Annotated in this window: 16 protein-coding genes; 5 read left to right on the forward strand and 11 right to left on the reverse strand. The window is 49.4% G+C overall.

What is annotated here, in order from left to right:
• The coding region (locus tag BM114_RS14285) for a hypothetical protein (protein ID WP_177207040.1) at window positions 1-468 on the forward strand (468 nt) is incomplete at its 5' end.
• A 462-nt stretch (window positions 469-930) separates the two neighbouring features.
• Here the strand turns inward: BM114_RS14285 and BM114_RS03965 are convergent.
• Window positions 931-1,671: a hypothetical protein gene (locus BM114_RS03965; protein ID WP_255406417.1), complete on the reverse strand. Its 741-nt coding sequence runs from the start codon at window positions 1,669-1,671 to the stop codon at window positions 931-933.
• Window positions 1,672-1,786: 115 nt separating this feature from the next.
• Between BM114_RS03965 and BM114_RS03970 the strand changes: the two genes are divergently transcribed.
• The 4 genes from BM114_RS03970 to BM114_RS03985 all read left to right on the forward strand — a co-directional run bounded on the left by BM114_RS03970 (window position 1,787) and on the right by BM114_RS03985 (window position 4,250).
• Window positions 1,787-2,284, forward strand: a complete 498-nt coding sequence (locus tag BM114_RS03970) for a hypothetical protein (protein WP_092110642.1) — start codon at window positions 1,787-1,789, stop codon at window positions 2,282-2,284.
• 89 nt (window positions 2,285-2,373) lie between these two features.
• A complete protein-coding gene (locus BM114_RS03975; protein ID WP_143089244.1) occupies window positions 2,374-2,913 on the forward strand; it encodes a hypothetical protein in 540 nt (179 codons plus the stop codon).
• Between the two features lie 122 nt (window positions 2,914-3,035).
• The gene (locus tag BM114_RS03980; protein WP_092110645.1) at window positions 3,036-3,488 is read left to right on the forward strand and encodes a peroxiredoxin; all 453 of its coding nucleotides are present in this window, start codon (window positions 3,036-3,038) and stop codon (window positions 3,486-3,488) included.
• Entirely contained in the window at window positions 3,489-4,250 is a 762-nt protein-coding gene (locus BM114_RS03985) for a YaaA family protein (protein WP_092110647.1), read from the forward strand.
• A gap of 202 nt (window positions 4,251-4,452) precedes the next feature.
• Here the strand turns inward: BM114_RS03985 and BM114_RS03990 are convergent, their stop codons facing one another.
• The 10 genes from BM114_RS03990 to BM114_RS04040 form a co-directional block, all read right to left on the reverse strand.
• Window positions 4,453-5,220, reverse strand: coding sequence for a DUF1573 domain-containing protein (locus tag BM114_RS03990; protein ID WP_092110649.1), 768 nt, complete (start codon window positions 5,218-5,220; stop codon window positions 4,453-4,455).
• A 79-nt stretch (window positions 5,221-5,299) separates the two neighbouring features.
• Complete coding sequence (locus BM114_RS03995; RefSeq protein WP_092110651.1) at window positions 5,300-6,754, reverse strand: BT_3987 domain-containing protein; 1,455 nt, start codon at window positions 6,752-6,754, stop codon at window positions 5,300-5,302.
• 33 nt (window positions 6,755-6,787) lie between these two features.
• A complete protein-coding gene (locus tag BM114_RS04000) occupies window positions 6,788-8,023 on the reverse strand; it encodes a DUF1735 and LamG domain-containing protein (RefSeq protein WP_092110653.1) in 1,236 nt (411 codons plus the stop codon).
• Between the two features lie 32 nt (window positions 8,024-8,055).
• A complete protein-coding gene (locus tag BM114_RS04005; RefSeq protein ID WP_092110655.1) occupies window positions 8,056-9,126 on the reverse strand; it encodes a glycoside hydrolase family 18 in 1,071 nt (356 codons plus the stop codon).
• Between the two features lie 22 nt (window positions 9,127-9,148).
• A complete protein-coding gene (locus BM114_RS04010) occupies window positions 9,149-10,741 on the reverse strand; it encodes a RagB/SusD family nutrient uptake outer membrane protein (protein WP_092110656.1) in 1,593 nt (530 codons plus the stop codon).
• Window positions 10,742-10,755: 14 nt separating this feature from the next.
• Window positions 10,756-13,866, reverse strand: a complete 3,111-nt coding sequence (locus BM114_RS04015; RefSeq protein ID WP_092110657.1) for a SusC/RagA family TonB-linked outer membrane protein — start codon at window positions 13,864-13,866, stop codon at window positions 10,756-10,758.
• Between the two features lie 566 nt (window positions 13,867-14,432).
• Window positions 14,433-15,461, reverse strand: a complete 1,029-nt coding sequence (locus BM114_RS04025) for a BT_3987 domain-containing protein (protein ID WP_092110661.1) — start codon at window positions 15,459-15,461, stop codon at window positions 14,433-14,435.
• 34 nt (window positions 15,462-15,495) lie between these two features.
• Window positions 15,496-16,701, reverse strand: a complete 1,206-nt coding sequence (locus BM114_RS04030; protein ID WP_092110663.1) for a DUF1735 and LamG domain-containing protein — start codon at window positions 16,699-16,701, stop codon at window positions 15,496-15,498.
• A gap of 21 nt (window positions 16,702-16,722) precedes the next feature.
• Complete coding sequence (locus BM114_RS04035) at window positions 16,723-17,727, reverse strand: glycoside hydrolase family 18 (RefSeq protein WP_092110665.1); 1,005 nt, start codon at window positions 17,725-17,727, stop codon at window positions 16,723-16,725.
• Between the two features lie 31 nt (window positions 17,728-17,758).
• Window positions 17,759-19,351 carry a SusD/RagB family nutrient-binding outer membrane lipoprotein gene (locus tag BM114_RS04040; protein WP_092110667.1) on the reverse strand — a complete coding sequence of 531 codons (1,593 nt, stop codon included), beginning with the start codon at window positions 19,349-19,351 and terminating at the stop codon, window positions 17,759-17,761.
• Window positions 19,352-19,356 lie beyond the last annotated feature (5 nt).

The following is a 19,356-nucleotide window of genomic DNA, read 5'->3' on the forward strand; positions in this document are numbered from 1 at the left end:
TTTTACGAGGTTTTTGCCCTGCCGGCTGCAGGAGAGAGTTCTAATCTGCCCCTATCGAATATGAATGGGGACTCATCTAAAAGGACACAAACCAATTGGACACCTCAGAACTACAAAGAACTACTGGACAGAAAGAAGGAACTTCTTGAAAATGGGGACTTTATGGTAATGGACCTATGTAGTGAACTAAAAGGTATGGGAATGTCTTATGATCACATCCTTTTGAGAGGGACAAGCCCGTGGGATCGCAGAAATCACGGACGAATGTTTATTTCATATATTGTTTTTTATGAAACTTATCCCGCTTTGGTTTCCAAAAATGACACGATAAGAACCATGGAGGTCCGCATCAAAGAAAAGGTCGACTTAGTGGAGACTTACAAGAAATATCCTGATGGTATAGAGCCGGGAATACTTGAATTTACGGTTACAGACTATAAATTCGCGAATAGAGTAAAAGATTGGTGATATTGATATCTATAGCATTTAGTATTACAGAGGAAGAGCATTAGCGTTTGATTTGAGAAGTGGGATATATATAGAGTTTGACACCTATACACTCCATTGGGACAAGGGACTGTGCATGGTCAAGTGTATAAAGTGGATTTAGACGGGAAATGATCCGATTATCCAACAATGCACGATTCATGAGTTATAAAGAGATGAAGTCGTACGGCTCTATTATCAGGTAGTGTAAATTGAACTGGTTACCAAGGATTGCAATTATTTAACATCGATTTCTTTATCTTGTAAGCTGTTATTGATATCTATTCTGTACTCTTTTAATTTTCTTCTAAATTATCTTCATTTAGGGATGTAATGGAAATGTTTAGAAGTGGATACATTTTATCGTATTTATATAAATAGTTCATGATTATTTCACAGTGGAAAGGGAGTTGTTGAAAGCTCTAATGCTTCCTCGTAGATAAATCAATTTGAGCCTGGCAACACAACATCCTCTATGGGAGTTTGCTTATACCACATGTGTTTAATGTATGGATACTTCTTCAAAACATGTTCAATAATTCTTTCATTATTATTCCCTGTCTTCCAATAATCAAAACAAGAGTAATAGTTGCTATAATCAGAAATTATGTCAAGATATATTTGTCTGTTATAACTACTTGGGCAACTGACAGCTTCACTAATAAGGTTTCTGTCGTCAAGCAATAAATAATCATCAGAAAGATTGTTTCTGCAGCTTATCATCTCTTGATAGCAGTTTTTCCCTAATATGTCAAACAGTTTGTTCTTATCAATAACAACGAAGAACAAATATCCTTTCTCGCGCAGCTTATCACATAGGCTATTGGCGTTTTGTGTTGTAAATTGCTTGTTCTCTCCTCTTCTTAATTCATCAATATCTTTATAATTATCTCGGCAAATAATCCTTTTGATCATTAAAAAATGTTCGTAAGCTAATGTGTCTTCTTCCAAGAGGGATTTCAACTGCATGTTAAGTTCTGTCTTAGGAACACAAGTTTCCTGGGAATGTACACAAATTGAATATTGCAAAATCAGCAACAGTATCATAGCATTTCTCATATGCATGTTTTCATTATTGGCATCACGGATAGTCGTGGATGCTCTCGGCAAAGATAAATAAAAATTGCGAATTCCGCAACGGGTTTCGCTTTTTTGTTCGCGGATGCTGGTTGCCGTGCTGTCCATAGGTGGCAGGATGGGAAAATATCAATTATAAAAGTTTTTATACCAAACCGAGAGCCTTCTGAAATATTATTCGTAATATTGCACTTACAGACAAACTCTTTCATAATAAATAGATATGTTCCACAAGACAAGCAGGCTACTCATAACGCTCTCATGCCTTCTCCTGATCTCGCTACTGGCGGCATGCAACCGTAAGACGGAGTTTGAAGAGTTGAAGCGCATGACGACAACGAAAAACGGACGGTACTACTTCGATGTGCTGGTATCCAACCCTCCAGACAGTATGGAAGTGCTGAAACGCCAAATGGCGGACTATTATAACCAGCGGAACATGGAGGTGCGTAAGGGTGGCAAGGGGCGCTGTATATCTTCGATAAGATTCTATAAGAAGACGCGTTGCACCGCTTACTTCATCGACCACGATGAAGACCCCGGCGGATGGTCGTCGTATGAGCTGGACTTCTGCGACGCTGAAATCGGGTTTGTCTCCCCAAACCGCCCTGGCGACCCTGACCCCCAAGGCACTTGCCTGCTTATCTTGTACGACAAGAACGGCGACGAGGCCTTTCGGGGCAACTTAAGGATGGACGCCGAAAACAATATCGTACCATAGCGTTTCGGGTGCTCGGAAAGCGAATGCCGACTAATCCGGGCAAGGACTGCAGCCAACAAAAATATCAGACCAACTAAGATGTTTACAATATGAGAATATGGACCCTCTTGATAGCCGCGGGTCTGTTGGCCATGTGCGGGTGCTCAGGCGGCAGGGGTCTTACCATAGATCACCCTGTGCACGACAGTCTGCGCATAGCGACGCAGGAGACCGATACCGGTTGCAGAAGCCGGCTCATTCTGCCCCAAGGGGCGGAAAGATGCGTGTTGTTTGAGGTGGCTTGCGGGGACGGGAGCTCGCTTGACTTCCTGGAAGACTGCATTCTGGAGTCGGCAGGGAGGGTGGGTGTATATGGTTTTTACAACGCCGCAGCCGACGGATGCCAATACTTGTTCTTCCATTATGCCACCCGCCGCCTCTACCTTACCTATGCCTGCTTCGCCAACTGCCAGCCACAAACCGCGTCTTTGGATTTTGAGAAAGAGGAAGTGATTCTCAAAAACGGCGACGCTTCCCCAGCGTCGAAGCCTGACACATTGTCTATTAGCACCCGCCGGGGATATTTCATTTGCAGCAAAGAGCACCTGTATGTCAAGGCAAAGATATTCCCCCTAAACAAGCCGCGCTGAAAGAAATCCTGCACCGGGCGGCTAAGATCCTCCTTTTTTCAAATATTGAGGCCGCGCCATGGCGGTTTGAAAAAAATCCCTTATCTTTGTCGGGAGATAATAAATACCAAAACAGACAGAATATGAAACAAGTGGGAGACAGGCTGCCGGAAATCCTCGGCAGGGATCAGGACGGTAATGAGATTAGGTTGAGCGACTTTGCGGGCCGCAAGCTCGTGCTCTACATTTACCCCAAGGACTCGACTCCGGGATGCACGAACGAGGCCTGCAACCTGCGCGACAACTACGAGAGCTTCCTCGCCAAGGGCTATGCGGTCGTAGGGGCAAGCGTACAGGACGAGAAGTCGCACAAGAAATTCATCGAGAAATACCAGCTGCCGTTCCCGCTGATAGCCGACACGGAGAAGCGGCTCGTTACGGAGCTTGGAGTCTACGGCGAGAAGAAGATGTACGGGCGGACCACGATGGGCACCTTCCGCACCACTTTCATTGCCAACGAGCAAGGCGTCATCGAGCGCATTCTGGGGCCGAAGGACATCAAGGTGAAGGAACACGCTGAGCAGATTCTCGGATAGATGCAGATACTGCTGGCGTGTGCAAAGACGATGAACGATGCAGCCCGGGCGGCAGCTCCTTTCTCGTCAGTCCCTAAGTTTCAGGACGAGGCGCGGCACTTCGCCCTCGACATATGCGGGCTTAGTAAGGAAGAAATCTCACGGCTGCTGCATTGCAATGCCAGGATAGCCGCACAGAACAAGGCGCGCTACATGAATTTCTTCAATGAGGAAGAGCTGCTCCCGGCCGTCCTGGCCTACTATGGGCAGGCCTATAAGTATCTGAAGGCCGACAGCTTCACTCCCGACGACTTCCTCTTTGCACAGAATCACCTCTGGATAGCCTCTTTCCTGTACGGCCTTCTGCGCCCTCTCGACGCCATCCACCCTTACCGCATGGAGGGCAAGGTGCGGCTGCCGTGGGCGCAGGGCAAGGATCTGTTCGGATTCTGGAAACCGCGGCTGACCGACTTCCTCATCGATGCCGTGCAGGCCGACGACGGCATCCTGCTGCATCTGGCGACAGAGGAATTCCAGCATCTCTTCGACTGGAAGCGAGTGGAAGAGAGCGTGCGCGTGGTGCAGCCGCAGTTCATGGTTCGCAAGGCCGACGGCCTGAAGACGGTCGTGGTGTATGCCAAAACCTGCCGGGGAGCCATGGCACGCTATGCGATAACCCGCCGGCTGGAGAAGCCGGAGGCTCTCAGGGAGTTTCAGTTTGAGGGCTTTGAATATCGCGGAGAATACGGCGATGCCGACAAGCCCTACTTCGTGATAGAGTAGGGAGCCGTCTTCTGTCTGACAAAATCGGCGATTTCGTCGGATGATTTCGGCGATTTTGTGCGACAATCTCGCCGATTTTGTCAGCTAAAATAAGTTGTTTTACTTTTCCGTTTGCCGTGAATGGGCATGCGGATAAAAACAACCGATGGAGCAGCCCGGGCTTTTCCATCGGTTAGATTGTTGTTTCTGGGTGGTTCCGGCCTTAATTCAGGAGTCGGAACTTGTTGTCTCCCGCATTCCATTTCACCTTGAGCGGCTTGCCCTCCTTGCCGTTTACGACGGGGATGACCATGATGGATCGTGTAACCGTGTGCTTGCGAAAGTATCGGTAGCTGACGCGGATGGAAGTGCGCTCCCTGGCCTTCAGGGTGATTTTCTCCGGCATCTTGAGCACCGTGTTGTTGGGCCTGCGCCTAAACTCTATGGTCATCGGCTTGTCGGTATCGTTGGCCAGCTTGAGCTCATAGGCATGGCTTTGCCCCGGACTGAGGTCGGGAAACGGCAATATCTGCTGACTCATGTAGAGGCCCTGCCCATAGTAGTAAGGGTGGTCCTCTGTTACGGGATGGGGCATGGGCACTATATTGGCCTTGACCCATACGCGCTGATAGTTCTTTCCATTATTGAGAAGGACTACTACCTGCTTGACGAAGTTGCCCGACTTGTGGTCGGGGTCGAACTCCACTTTAATGTGGGCAGTCTCACCCGGCCGCACGCCTTTCTTCGTAAAGGCCGGCACGATGCAGCCGCACCAGGTGTTGACATCGCTGATAGCCACCACCTGCCTGCCCGTATTCGTGAAGGTGAAGACCGTGCTCACCTTGCCGTCCTTCTCGTAGATACGGCCGAAGTCGTGGGCATGCTCGTTCGGCTGGAACTCTTTCAGGAAAACGGGCTGCCCGGTGCCGTCCTGTGCGGATATGGTTGTAAGCTGTAGGACGGAAAAGAGAAAGAGCAAATATCGTTTCATCTTGTTGTCTCGTTAGTTTGAAGAAGAGCGCCCGCCCTTTGAGGACGGGCGCTCGGTTTATGATGAATAAGACGAATTCCTATTCATAGAAATTGATGGAGCTGATAGATGCATATCTTTTACCCCAGCTATAGCTCAAATAGTTCCAGTAGTAACTGTCCGTATTCAGTTTGGCTTTCACTCTCACATAGCGTGTGCTTATTGCACCATAAAATACGAATACATAATTTGAAGACCAACCGCTACCGATATTTACGGGAGTATGCTCACTGGTGTTTCCAATAGATGTCCAATTGGAGTTGTCTCCACTGAATTCAACAGTAAAGCCATCGCCAACCATACTGTCAAGGTTGAATCCTGTGATTTGGTGAACGGCACCGAGGTCGATGACAAACTCAGCAGCAGACTCCTTGACAGAGAACGGCCAGTAGCCTTGGCTCTTGAAGGTGTTGAATCCATCAACGGTAAGACCGGCTCCGGAAGCTGACAGAGCCATCCATGCCGAGTTAGAGATGGCAGAGCCTGATACGGCCGTTGCGTTGTCGTTGATCAGCGTCTCGTTAACCTTGACCACGATATACACATTGCTCATCGGTGAGGTCTGTCCACCGGAATAGGATGCTGTGAGCCTGACAGGAATCACATATTCTCCTACAGGAAGAGCGTGCGAAGCATTGTTAGGGTCAGACACCGTGAGTGGAGTGTCGGAGGAGGTCTGCCCGGCATCAATCTTTCCAGCAGAGATCTTTAACTGGCTGAGAATATTAGCAGGTACTTCAGCATAGGCTTTGCCGCTCTCTGTGTTGTAGGCTGTTATGAGACTGTTGTCGAATTCTCCACGGATGGAAACCTCAGAGTTGTCGTTGGCATACATGCTGAAGTCATAAGAAGCCGCAATGTTACCGAATACGCCTGCCGGTGTGTTGGCTATACTTACGGTCTGGGTCGGTTCGCTGGAAACCTTTATGAAGTCTTTGGCTGCATTGTTGAGGACAATATAGGCCACGCTATAGGTATCGTCAATACCGGCTTTATAGGAGGATGTTCCCTTGTCGTCGTTTAGGATTTTCAAGCGGACGGGCACCAGATAGGCTTCCTCCGTGAGATAGGTACAGGCTTCCTTGGGAAGAGTAACATTCAGAGTCGTGTCGGCAGCGTTGGTACCGGGTTTAATGACTACTTGAGAGATTTGAATGGCACTTAGCGCCTGTGCAGGTAACGACTTGAAAGAAGCCTTGTTTGCCACATTATAGGTGCCGACCAGCGTTGTGTCTACTTCCGCCCCGACCATGATGGTGGCATCCGTGTTATACTGAGCCTTAACATTGAAGGCTCCATCAACGGTGCCGAATATACCGATAGGAGTGTTGTAGATGGTTTTCGTATTTACCGTAGAGGTATTGGTGTCGAAGAATACGATGTTATAGTCGCTACCATATACATCGTATGTGTCATCGTCATCGCTACAGCCCGTGAGGGCTGCTGTCCCGAAGAACAGTGCCCCGCTAAGCAATAATATATTCTTTAGTTTCATTGTATTCAAAATTGATGATTATAGTTTTGAATTTTAGTATGGACACTTGTGGTTGGGAATCCATGAAGGAGCACCTGAGCGTGGCAGGGCATTGTAGCCATGCCCTGTCCAGTCGCGGACAAAGGTTTTGGTCTGACCGTCTATGTCAGTAGCCTGAATCATATCGTCCGGACCTTGGAAGCGCCAGTAGGCTATCAAGCCCTCTGACTTGGGATCTACATAGCAGATGTTATTGAGCAACTGTGCCGGGGTACGAGCCACATTCCATACGCGGAACTCGCTGACACGGCCGTTCAGATAACGCCCGCCGGCAGAGTAGCCGATGGCGAACGGGCCGTTGTTGTCGCCATAAGATGTGCCATAGTCATAACTCCAGACGAGTGAGATATCGCCCGTAGCCTCGACAGGACTTCCGTCCATCTCAACTCCGTCGAGATACATGTGGATATTAGAGCCGTTGTATACGCAGGCGAAGTGGCACCATTTGCCTGTTGGGAAGTGAGTCTGGAAAGTTGTAGCGTGGGCTTTACCCTTATCGGGCTGATCCCAGCGTGGTGCGCCTGTCTTACCACCTGCCAACTGTAATTGGTCAGGATCACAGGAAACATCACCGAAACGCAGCAGGAAGTTCTCCTCGCATCCCATCAGAGAAGAGATGTATGGGTTGCTGTGTTGGAAGTCGTTTACATACACCTTACACTCCATAGTCAACTGGGAGAGGTGCCCCAGCTTCTCGTTGTTACGGAAGCCTGGTACGAGGAAGGCCTTACCATTGATGTCGGCAACATCTACGGTAATGATGGGCACGAATACGATGTAAGCCACCGAACCGGCCTCGAGCAAGTTGCCGTCGCTCTTTACGCGGATGGGTAAGCAATAGCTCTTGCCCTCTTCAAACTTGGTAGGATCTGCAATCATTAACTTAGCCAGAGAAGAAACATGCTGGCCTGGCTGGATGGTTACATTAGGATTCGCAATGCTGTAAGCATCGGCAGGAGGTGCTACATAGTCAGAGTTGTTGGTTGCGTTATAAGCATCCAGCAGCTCGGGAGCCGCCTCGAAAGTTGCATTCACAGGGGCATTCACGATACCTGTGCATGAAAGGGTGAGGTCAACACTGTCGTTGCCCTCGAAACCCTTACGGATGGTATTCTTTTCCATTGTTCCTGAGATGTATACCACATCATCGTAGTCGGCATTGCCCTTCATTTCGCAGGATGCCATGGCCACGGCCATCAGGCCAAGAACGATATATTTCAGTTTATTCATTATCTTTTTCCTTTTAAAACTAAGATTGAATGTTATTTCTTCACATGCATAGCAGGATTCTGAATCTGAATGCCGTGGCGCATATTGGCGTAGTTGTTTACGCCATAACCAGAGTTGGTGTAGTCGCGGTGCATGAAGAATGCGCCGAATCCGCCTTTGCGTCCCTTAGAGGGTTGGTAACGGGCATAGTTCAGCAACTGGCCGCACTCGGCGGATTGCCAGTTGTCTCCCACATTCTCGGTATAGACCACTTTCTCTGTTGGACAGCCGCCAAATGGTGTACGACCAGCACTGCCACCGTAGGTCTGGTTTACATACCAGTTCGTGTATGGGAGGGTAGCAGCACTTGGGGCAGCACTGAAATAGTCGATACAGAGCAACTTGGTGGGATCTCCCTTGATGGTCTTAGTCTCCCAGTAAGACTCCTTCACGAGAGTGTCCTTGCCTTCAGTAGTCTTCTTGGTTACCCAGCGAGTGCGGGCGAGCTTTGCATCAAAGGTATTGGAATCGTTGGCCATAGGACCTACAAACTTACCGAGGAACTCTACGAAGTAGTCGAAGTTGCTACCGCTCAATGGGTCTCCCTCCGGCTCATAGTCGAGGTCGAGACCGTCGAGGTTGTTCTCGAACACCTGTGCAAGCAGATAGCCGCCAAACTCACGCATTGCTTCCTGAGGATCGTTCTTAGCCACCCAGATTGAATCATAGAAATCAGCGAAGCCACGGATGCGAACGATGGTTACGGCCACAAACTTCGTGCCTTTTTCCTTCTGGACGAATCGCATCTCAGGCTCTACCTCTGGAAGATAGTGAGCATCCACGAGAGTGGAGTCCAGAGTAGGAATGCCACCCCATAGTGAAACGATGTCCATACTATCTGGCAGACCTGTGAAGCGAGTAGCCGGAGAGAGTCTCTGGGTATAGTCGGAGAACCAACCCCAGGCAATGCTGTGGTCGCTCTTCTTATAGTCGCGCAGATTCTGGTAATACATCGGATCGTAAGTAGTGGGGTCCTGTATTACTACTGCTTCATCTTCTGTATCACAAGAAGCGATACAAGCACTGATGAATAATATTGGTAATATATATCTTAAAAATTTCATATCAGTCTTTCAATTTTAGGAATTAATGACTTTTCTTGTCCCACCAGAGCTGAGTCTTAGCGTTGTCTGCACCACCGAGCAGAGATATTGCCCCCGGCATGTTGTCAGCATTGTTCTGATACTCTGAGGTCGGGAAGCGCAGGCGACGAATCTGTAGGTTCTGAAGGCCCAGTCCGCTCTGGTCGCTCATCGTCGGGAAGAGCTTAGGATAACCCGTACGGCGGAACTCACTCCAGGCCTCCTGACCATCAGGATAGATGGCAATCCACTTCTGAGTGATGATACGCTCGAGCTTCTCCTCCGTACTTGCGCCATCGTTCCACTTAATAGTGATGGTACCGCGGGCAGAGCAGTCGTTAGAATTTCCACTTGCGTCAACGAAGTCGGCAGGCTTAGAGCTGGCATCGTTGATGTAAGCGTCTGCACCAGAAGCACTATGCTCAGCAAATGAGAGACGGATACCGTTCTCATAGAGACTCTGAGCACTCTCAGGGCCGAGGTTCCAACGCACCTTAGCCTCAGCACGGAGGAAGTAGCCCTCGGCAGCACTCATCCACAGTACTGGGTCCTGCTCGCCGAAGATAGCTGGAGAAGTGGTATTGATGTAAGGAGCTTGGTTGATGTTGGTCAAGCCAAGGCGTACACCATGGCAACCGCCATTACGGGCTGTGAAGTAAGTGGAGATGCGAGGATCCTTATAGCCGTTCATGTAACTGTCGATAGAAGCACCCATGTGCAGGTCTTGCCAGTCAGAAGTTACTTCGAAGAACGGGTTCTTACCAGTAGACACACCAATCTTGGCCGCGTCTTCTTTCTGAGTCATGAAGTTGTCGGCAGCATTGATAGACTTTTGAGCCTCCTCCTTGGCGAGGGTCTCATTAGCGTAGGAAATGCGGAGAGCCAAACGCAGGCGAAGTGTGTTGGCAAACTTCAGCCAACGAGCCACATCGCCACCGTATACATTATCAAAGTTGGCGAGCAACTTGGCAGATGCATCCTGATTGTGGAACTCCTGCAGTATGTTGATAGCCTCGTCCAACTCTGTGAAGAATGACTTATATACATCCTCCTGAGAATCGTAAGCCACATAAGTAGAGCCCGAACCGAACTGGGAGTAAGGGATTGGCCCATACATATCTGTCAGACGGCTCATGCCGAGCACCTTTACCAATGTAGCCAGTGCAAGGGCATTCCTGTCGCCACCTTCCTTTTCGCTTTCCTTCTTAATGGTATTCCAGTTCTGCATTACATCCTGGTAAGCAAAATTATATGCCTCATCCACCCATCCGTCAGGCAATATATAGTGAGAATAATGAGTAGCACCCACGCCGTAAGCAGGTTTCAGGTTGGCAAAGTAACCACCAAACTGGCCGCCAGGCAGGATGTCTACAATCTGGAACGAACCACCGCGATTGTTACCTACAGGCATCACACCATATTCCATGGTTGAGAATGGAGAGCCTACAGCCTGGTTGTCTACCTGGCGCTGAGCCTCTGTAGCGCCTGCTGGATCGAGGTTCCATTTGTCGAAATTGCCAGTACATGCCGTGAAGCCCATTGTGAGAGCCACGGCAGTGATACCGCTGAATATATTTCTTAATTTATATGATTTCATATCGCTTTATCTAATTAGAAGTCAACTTTTACTGAGAAACCGAGGTTGCGGAGACTTGGCTGCATGAAGTAGTCGATACCGGAATAGAAGGTGCCTGTACTTGCAGACAACTCGGGATCGAAAGGAGCCTTGTTGTAGAACATAATCAAGTTACGGCCTACGAGAGATACATTCAAGCCCTGAATCCAGTTTACATACTTGTGGATTGGAACATCGTAACCGAGTGAAAGCTCAGCCAAACGAACATTGGTTGCCTTGTATACATACCAAGAACCTACAGAAGGTCCTACGGTCTGATAGAAGTTCTGAGCCGGGATGCGGGCACCGTTCACGAGCGCACCGCCCAGATCACGGGCATCAGCAGTAGCCTTTGACACGCCGTAAGCATCCATGTACCCTTGGGTAAGGCTGACAACGCGGCCGCCGAAGCGACCTGTCAGCAATATGCCGACGTTCACCCCTTTATAGCTGAAGTTGTTGCGCCAGGAAAGGTTGTACTTGGCAGCTGTATTGCCTGCATACTCATAGTGGCCCGCGTCAATACCGGCAATCTGGCGCGAGGTGTAGTCCACCTTGATGAATCCGTGCTCATCCGTCTGCAAGGTAGTAACATAGAGGTCGCCGATGGAGCCGCCCTCTGTGAGGCGTACCTTGACAGATCCAAGGTTCAATACATCCAGAGCATCGAGTGATACAGTCTGTCCATTCAGAGTGGTAGGCCGCAGCAGCTGCTTGATCTTGTTGCGGTTCAGGGTATAGTTAATTGTGGAAGACCACTTTACTGGACCGAGCGGCTGATTCAATGTCAGGCTTGCCTCAATACCCTTGTTTTCCACGAGGCCGCCGTTGATAGCCACCGAGGTGTAACCAGAAGCAGCTGACAGAGAGGGAGTGAAGTACTGGTTGGTGGTGTTGGTCTTATACACACTTACATTCAGATTCAGTTTGTTACCCCAGAAGTGGGTCTCCAAACCAGCCTCCCATGACTTGGTACGCTCAGGCTCCAACTCTGGATTGGCCATCTGTGAAGAAGTAGCGATAGACCCGTTCTTGTATTCGTATGTTCCACCTGGGGCAAAAGCCACAGGAGCATGTCCCACCTCAGAGTAAGAACCCCGGAGCTTAATGAATGAGACAGCCGTGCTCTTCAATTGTGGGAACATATCTGTGAGGATGAAGCTCAGGCCTATTGAAGGATAGAAGAACCCTTTGTTTTTGAAACGGGTGTTACCCAGATAGGAGTCCCAGTCGTTACGGGCAGTAGCATCCAGATAAATCATGCTCTTCCAACCCACCTGGGCAGTAGCGAAGATGCTCTGTACCTGATGATGCTGGTTGGGAATCTGGTTGAACCAGTCATCGGTGATGCCCTTGCGGTTCACATTGTTCAGTACAAATCCGTGTGCATAATCCGTGTTGGCATTGGAAGCCATGGTGTTCAACTGTCCTCCTACATAGGTATAGTTGTAGTTCACATCTTTGATGGAAGTACCCAGGTTAGCGTTTACAGAGAAGTCGCCGAAGTATTTGTCCATATTCAGGATGGCGTCGGCATAGAGCTGCCGGGTGTCTTCTTGACCGATATAGTATGCGCCATACTGGCCAGCGAAGAATGTATCGCCACCTGCGCTGTATTTCTTCTCTGCCGTGGCGTTGGTCTTATCCATCATTGCACGGGCAGCAAGGCTGAAACCCTTGGCAAACTTGTAAGTCAGGCCTGCAGAGAGGATGAACCGATCCTTATGGTTGATGAAGTCGTCGCGATTGACGATCCAGTAGGGATTTTGCATGGCCAGTCCTTGGTTGCCGTAAGGCCAGTACATGGTCTTGAAACCACGGCTCTGGTTGAACTGCTCATAGGCATAGAACTTTCGGATATCCTCACCGGCCGGGAAGAGATATACAGGAACCACCGGGTTGAAGTACTGCCCGGAAGAGATCATGTTCTGCTCGCGCACATTACTATACATGGCACTCAAGTCCAAGTGCATCTTGTCGTTCAGGAAGTCTGTAGAGTTGCGGATAGCGAGGTTGTAGCGCTTCACGCCGTTGTGCTCCACGATGCCCTGTGCGTCGTTGTAAGCAGCAGACACGAAAGTCTGGTTTCTTTCAGATCCTACGGAGAAAGTCAGGGAGTTGGACTCATTCAGGCCTGTACGGAAGAAATCCATCGGGTCATAGCTGCTTGCTTCAGCAAGCTTGGCACCCCAGCTGAACATGCTTCCTGTGGTAGAAGTGCCATAGGTGTTCTGGAACTCAGGATACTGGAACGGTGTATAGAAAGAGGTGTTGTTAGAGTAGGTCAGGCGGGGCTTGCCCACAAGACCTTTCTTGGTGGTAATCATGATGACACCGTTGGCGGCGTCCATACCGTAGAGGGCAGATGCGGCAGCACCTGACAATACGGAGATGCTCTCTATGTCGTCGGCATTAATCATGGATGCGCCGTCGCCAGATTGCCCCATGCCAGAGAAGTAGTCAGTGGGCTGGGCTGCGGAAAGCGAGGGCAATGGAATTCCGTCGATTACATAGAGGGCGTTGTTGTCGTGGCTCAGAGACTTGGCACCGCGCATCACAACCTTGACGCCACCGCCGACACCGGCAGAACTTGAGTTGATTTCAACACCGGCAACCTTGCCTGCGAGTGAATTCATGAAGTTCGCGTCTTTCACGGTCGTAACATCCGAGCTGTTGAGTTGCTGTACATTGTAAGAAAGGGCTTTTGCTTCTTTCTTAATACCGAGGGCTGTAACCACCACTTCATTCAGGACTTCTTCGTCCTGGGAGAGTTGTACCTTGAGGCCTGTCCCTGTCGCAGCCACCTCTTTTGAAGAATAACCGACATAAGACACAACGAGTGTGCTTCCTGCCGGAACCCTGAAAGAGAAGTTACCGTCGATGTCGGTAACTGTTGCTAAACTAGTACCCTTGACAGTTACGGTCGCGCCAATTACAGGTTCGCCTGTCTCGTCAAGAACCGTACCGCTAACCTGCTTGTCGTTCGCTTGCTGCGTCGACTTGACGGTAGAAGCTGATGTCGTGTTATCAGCACCTACAGTCGAAGTAGCGACACACAATACCACGGAAAAGCACAGTTTTAGCAAACTGATTTGCTTTTTGTTCATAGAGTTTGTACTTTATTATAAGTTAGACATTGATAAAAATGATATTCACTTTTGTTCGAGTTAGCTTGGAGGCTATCAGTTTCCCGTTGGAAGGAGATAGATGGCCTGTTAATCCGCTTTATTTTTGCACTTTCAATATAATCGGCGACAAAATTACTAATAAATTTCAAGCTATGCAAAGATTTCTAAGAAATAGATGGAGTCAAACCGAGAATTTGCTGTGGAAATCCCTGACGGCTCCGTTTCCGTTTGGCATAACTAATATTCTTGCCTGTTGAGTGCCGGTTGTTTTGAAACTCCTTCATACCTATAATCGTCGGAGATGTAACGAGCTGGTTTCCAGTCAACAGCATCCTTGAAAGTAAAAGACGGCAAAAAGGCGTGCTTTTAACGGCTTCCGACCTTGCTTCTAACGGCCTTTTACCATGTAAAATGCCGCCTTTTGCAAAGTAGCTTCCCGTAAGGGATAACCAGGGTGTATTCATACATTCTGCAAGATGGGTAGACTTAAGTGAGAATCCGGAATAGGATACTATGTCTCAGGACTCTCACTTTCGTTTCATTTGTTATTGTATGGCGATGTTGAACCCGCTCAAAGAGCAGTAACTCTTTCCCCAGCTGTAGTTTAGGTACTGCCAGTAATAAGAATCCTGGTCGAGGTCGATGCTGATTCTTACATAGCGTGCCTGCATGGCAGCATAGAGCACATACCACTCGGAAGTGCTCCATCCTTCCTGGATGGAGAATGTCTTATGGTCGGCGGTATACCCCAGAGTTGTCCACGACGCGTTGTCGGTACTGATTTCAACATTGGCCCCCTTCATCAATTCGCTTGATGTGAGGAATCCCGTTATGTTCTGTGTCTTGCCGAGGTCGATGACGCACTGTGCGGTTTCGGCCTTCTCCTTGAATGCAAAGTAACGGCTCCAGCTGCTGGCTTCAAAGAGATTCGTGAATGTACTCTCGTCGAAGTTCTTGGACGAGACCAGTTTCCACTCATTCCGGGCCAACGACAGGTCATAGGCAGATCCCAGCAGAGCGGTTGCGTCGTCGTTGATGCTGCTCTCGGAATAGCGCAGGTGCACATATACGACCGCCGCGTCAGAGCTGGGCTGCATGCCGCCGCCAGCCGACTTGATGACTATCGGGGCCAGATAGCCATTGGCGTCATTCAGCCGGGCGGCCTCGGTCTTGCTGATCGTTACGCTGATGGTATCGGCAGATGCCATTTCCCCGCTCTTGATCGTTGCGGTAGTGGAACTCAATTCGAGGGCACCTTCCGGCATTGGCAGATAGGTTGTGCCATTAGACTTGTTGTAGCTGTCTACCAGACTATTGTCGAAGCCAAGCGTAATTTTGGTATCTGAAGTCGCTGCTGCCGTTGATTTGACGATAATTTGATGGGTCAGGCTCGTTACGATTCCTACGGGGGTGCTGACAACCATGCCGTCGGTAGTAGACCTTGCCTTTGCAAAATAGGCACGCGTATATGAGTAGCCGTCTACATCGTAATCGTCATCGCTGCTACAGCTGGCCAGGAAGGCTGTTCCGAAGAGCAGCGCTCCTCCAAGCAATAATATATTCTTTAGTTTCATCTTATTCAAAATTTATGGTTTTGCGGTTTTTGCATCAGAACGGGCATTTCTGATTGTCAAGCCAGTAAATATTGCCCTGTGGGTGGGCGTTATGGCCATGGCCGGTTTCGTCGAGTACACTGCCGTCGTCTTGGAGCTGCCCGTTGAAGCGCCAGTAGGCAAGCAATCCTTCCGTTGTGGGGTCTACATAGCACATGCCCTCCTCGAGTTGAGACTGCGAACGGGCTACATTCCAGAGGCGTACTTCGCTCAGGCAGCCCTTAAAGGTCCAGTGGTTGCCGTAGCTGCGCCCGATGGCGAAGGTGTCGTCCCATCCATGGCCGCCATATGACATTGCCAGGTTGATCTGACCTCCTGTTGTGCTTTTCTCTATCTCGAGATTTCCGTTCAGATAGAATCTCACGGTGGAACCGTCGTAGACAACGGCCACATGATACCAGTTGTCGTTCTCGAATGTCTCTTCGAATGTCGACTCATAATGTGGCTTGTTGTCGGGATGATAATTGGTGCCGATAGACACCTTGGCAAAGTTCAACTTGTTAGAGGGGATGTTAGAGCCGTCGCCGAATCTGAGCAAGAGGCTTTCGTGGCTGCCCATGATTGGATTGATGAGGCTTTCGGCGATTTGGGAAGAAAGGGCAGAAGGGCGCACCTTGCACTCCAGTGTCATCTGGTTCATGGCATATACCGGACTTTCAGTGGCGTTTGTACCCGCGAAGGTGGGGATTTCAAAAGAGGCTCCACCTTTCATTTGTACTACCTTGGAAGTGATTACCTTCGTGAACATGATGTAGGCTGTGCGTGAAGACTCGAGAATTCCAAGTCCGCCATTCACACCCTTGATGGTTACGGGCAGGCAATAGGCTACTCCGTCTTTGAGCTTGCTGCCGTCGGCAGTAATCTCTAACGCTGATGAGACTGATTTCTCCGGAGAGATGGTAACGGTAGAGCCATTGACGGAATAGGCATCTGGAGCGGGCAGCTGATAGTTGCGCCCCATGCTCTCGTTATAGGCACCGAGCAATTCTGGCGCCGGGGCTATTTCTATCTGCACGGGTTCTGTGGCCTTTGCGCTTGAAGAAACGGTGATGCCCACGCTGGAGGTGCCGTCAACGGCAAAGCGTACTGTATTTGCGCCCAGTGTCCCTGTAATGAAGACGGAGTCTCCGAAGTCAGGTGCTTCCTTGCAGCCTGAAAGGACAAGGACAAGAACCAATGATAAAAACAAGTATCTTTTCATTTTATGATTTCCTTTCTTTTGTTAATGAACTGCGGGGTTCTGGATTTGAATACACTCGCGGAAGCGTTTGTAGGGCTCAGGGTTGTATTCGTGGATGAAGTAGTCGCGTTGGCCATAGAAAGCACCGAAGCCTCCCTTGTGGCCGGTGGAAGGTTCCCACTTTGCCTGGTTATACAGCTGGGTGCCGTCCGTATTCCAGTTGTCTCCCCAGTTCACGCAGAACACTTGTTTCTCGACAGGACAGCTGGAACGGGCGTAGGGCGTGCCGCCGCCATAGTTCTGAATAAGCCAATAGTCACAGTATTCCTGCACGGCTTCTTCGAAGTTCCCGTCCACGCAGAGCAGCTTGTCAACATCATTGTGTTCTGTGCCAAACCGCGTCTGGATAAGTTTCAGGCGCTCTTCTTTGGTCTGATAGGGGTTCGGCCCCATATACTCACCCAATTTCTTGATGAAGCGTTGCATATTGGCTCCCGTCAGCATGTCGCCTTCTGGTTCATAGTCTGCATCGAAGCCGTCGAGATCGTTTTCGAAAATCTGGTCTACATAGTAGAGGGCATACATGTCGATGGCTTTATTTATCAGTGTATCACGCATGGGGTCGCCGGGCTCGTGTTCGTAAGCTTCGTTCAATACTTGTTTGAAGTCATGAATGTCATCCTCTGCGCCGAGACGGACAATGGCCACATAGAGCATCTTGGTGCCTTTTACCTTCTGGGTGAAGCGCAGGTCTTCCCAGAGCTGGGTATTTTCTTTAGGCGGAATACCCCCGCCCCAAATAGAACAGATATCCAGACTGTCAGGCAGTCCGTTGAACCGTACGGCCATCGAGTTCTGTGCACTCCACTGGGCGAACCACATGAAAGAAATGGCATGGTCGCTCTTCTTGAAGTCGCGCAGGTTTTGGTAATAGAGGTCGCTGAAAGTCTTCGGATTCTGGATGGAATCAGTTTCCTGGTCGGTATTGCAGGCGGTCATGAAGGCTCCTGACAGGACAAAAGCCAATAGATATTTAATTGCTTTCATTTTATGCTGTATATTTTTAGTTGTTGCGAATCTATCTCTTGACATCCCACCAGAGCCGGGCGCCAGCAGTATCGCCGCCTCTAAGCAGACTGGCTGCGGCGTTGGTGTTCTCGCTGTTGTTGGAGTATTCTGTAGTAGGGAATTTCAGTCGGCTAATCATCTCATTGCTTGAAACCTCCGACTGATAGTTATAAGACGCGATGCGAACCCATCCGGGATAACCGCTACGCCGCATTTCGCTCCAAGCCTCCTGCCCGTCAGGGTAGAGGGCTATCCATTTCTGAATCATGATACGCTCAAGATTTGTATCCATACTTGCATTGGTATCCCAGGCAACAGGCAGCATGGAAAGCATGCCGCTTACATCCGTAGAACGGTTGTTGGTCGGGTCTACATAATTGCTCTTGGGCAGGCTTTCTGTATTGTTAATATATGAATCTGCGCCAGAGACATTTGCAGAAGCAAAGGAAGTGCGGATGCCCGCCTCATAGTAGTTTTGTGCTGTTTCCGCACCGAGATCCCAGCGCAGTTTTGCCTCTGCCAAGAGGAAATAGGCTTCTGCGGCATGCATCCAGTTCATGTCTGAACTTTGGGAGAAGTTCGGTCGGGAGGTTACATCCTTGTAACTGTCCTTATTCGGCCGGGCCATACCGTTCCTTGCGCCGCGGTAGTCGCCGTTTTTGGCAGTAGGCTGAAAATAAGTGGAGATACGCGGGTCGTTATAGCCGTTCAGGTAGCAGTCCATGGTAGCGCTCATGTGCTCGTCGTCCCAGCTTGTGCCGATTTCCCAAAGAGGATGCCGGAAGGTGAGCGATGTGCTTTGGTGAAGGATGGCGTCGTCTGTAGCGGCTGCCATCAGGCCGTAGTCGTTGCCGATGGCAGCAGAGGCCTCGGTCTTAGCCTTGTTCTCGTCCACATTTGAAATGCGCATGGCAAGGCGCAACCGGAGTGTGTTGGCAAACTTAATCCACTTGGGAACATTACCGGAATACACATTGTCGAAGTCGGCGAGATAAGCGCTGGAGTTGGTATTGGCATATTCACTCAAGACATTGATGGCCTCGCCAAGTTCTTCGAAAAACTTATAGTAGACATCTTTCTGGTTGTCATAAGGAATCTTAACCGCAGTACCGAACTTGCTGTATGGAATAGGGCCATACATATCGGTGATGCGGTGCATGCCGAAAACCTTGACGATTGTTGCCATGGCACGGGCGGGAGATGTAGCATCTGTAGCATCATAGATGGATTTCCACGGTTGCATGATTTTCTCGTACGCATCGTTGAACGGTGCATTATACCATCCTTGGTAGAGGGCATAATGGTCATTGTTATAAGTAGTATAGCCCCAAGTGGTAATCGTAGCAAAATAACTGGCGAAGAGATCGCCTTCTAAAGCTTCTGTGATTTGGTATTCACCGCCCATGTCTTTGCCGACGATGAACACGCCTCTTTCCATCTGAGCGAAGTAGGCACCCGTGTTCAGGTTGTCTTGCTTCATTTCGTCTTCGGTTGCCTCATCTGGGTTTATGTTCCACTTCTCAAAGTTACTTGTACAAGAGCCTAACAGGCTTACCGTCAGCAGGCCGATTAAAATCATTATGTATTTTGAAATCTTTTCCATTTCTC

Source organism: Prevotella sp. KH2C16 (assembly GCF_900113305.1).
GTDB lineage: Bacteria > Bacteroidota > Bacteroidia > Bacteroidales > Bacteroidaceae > Prevotella.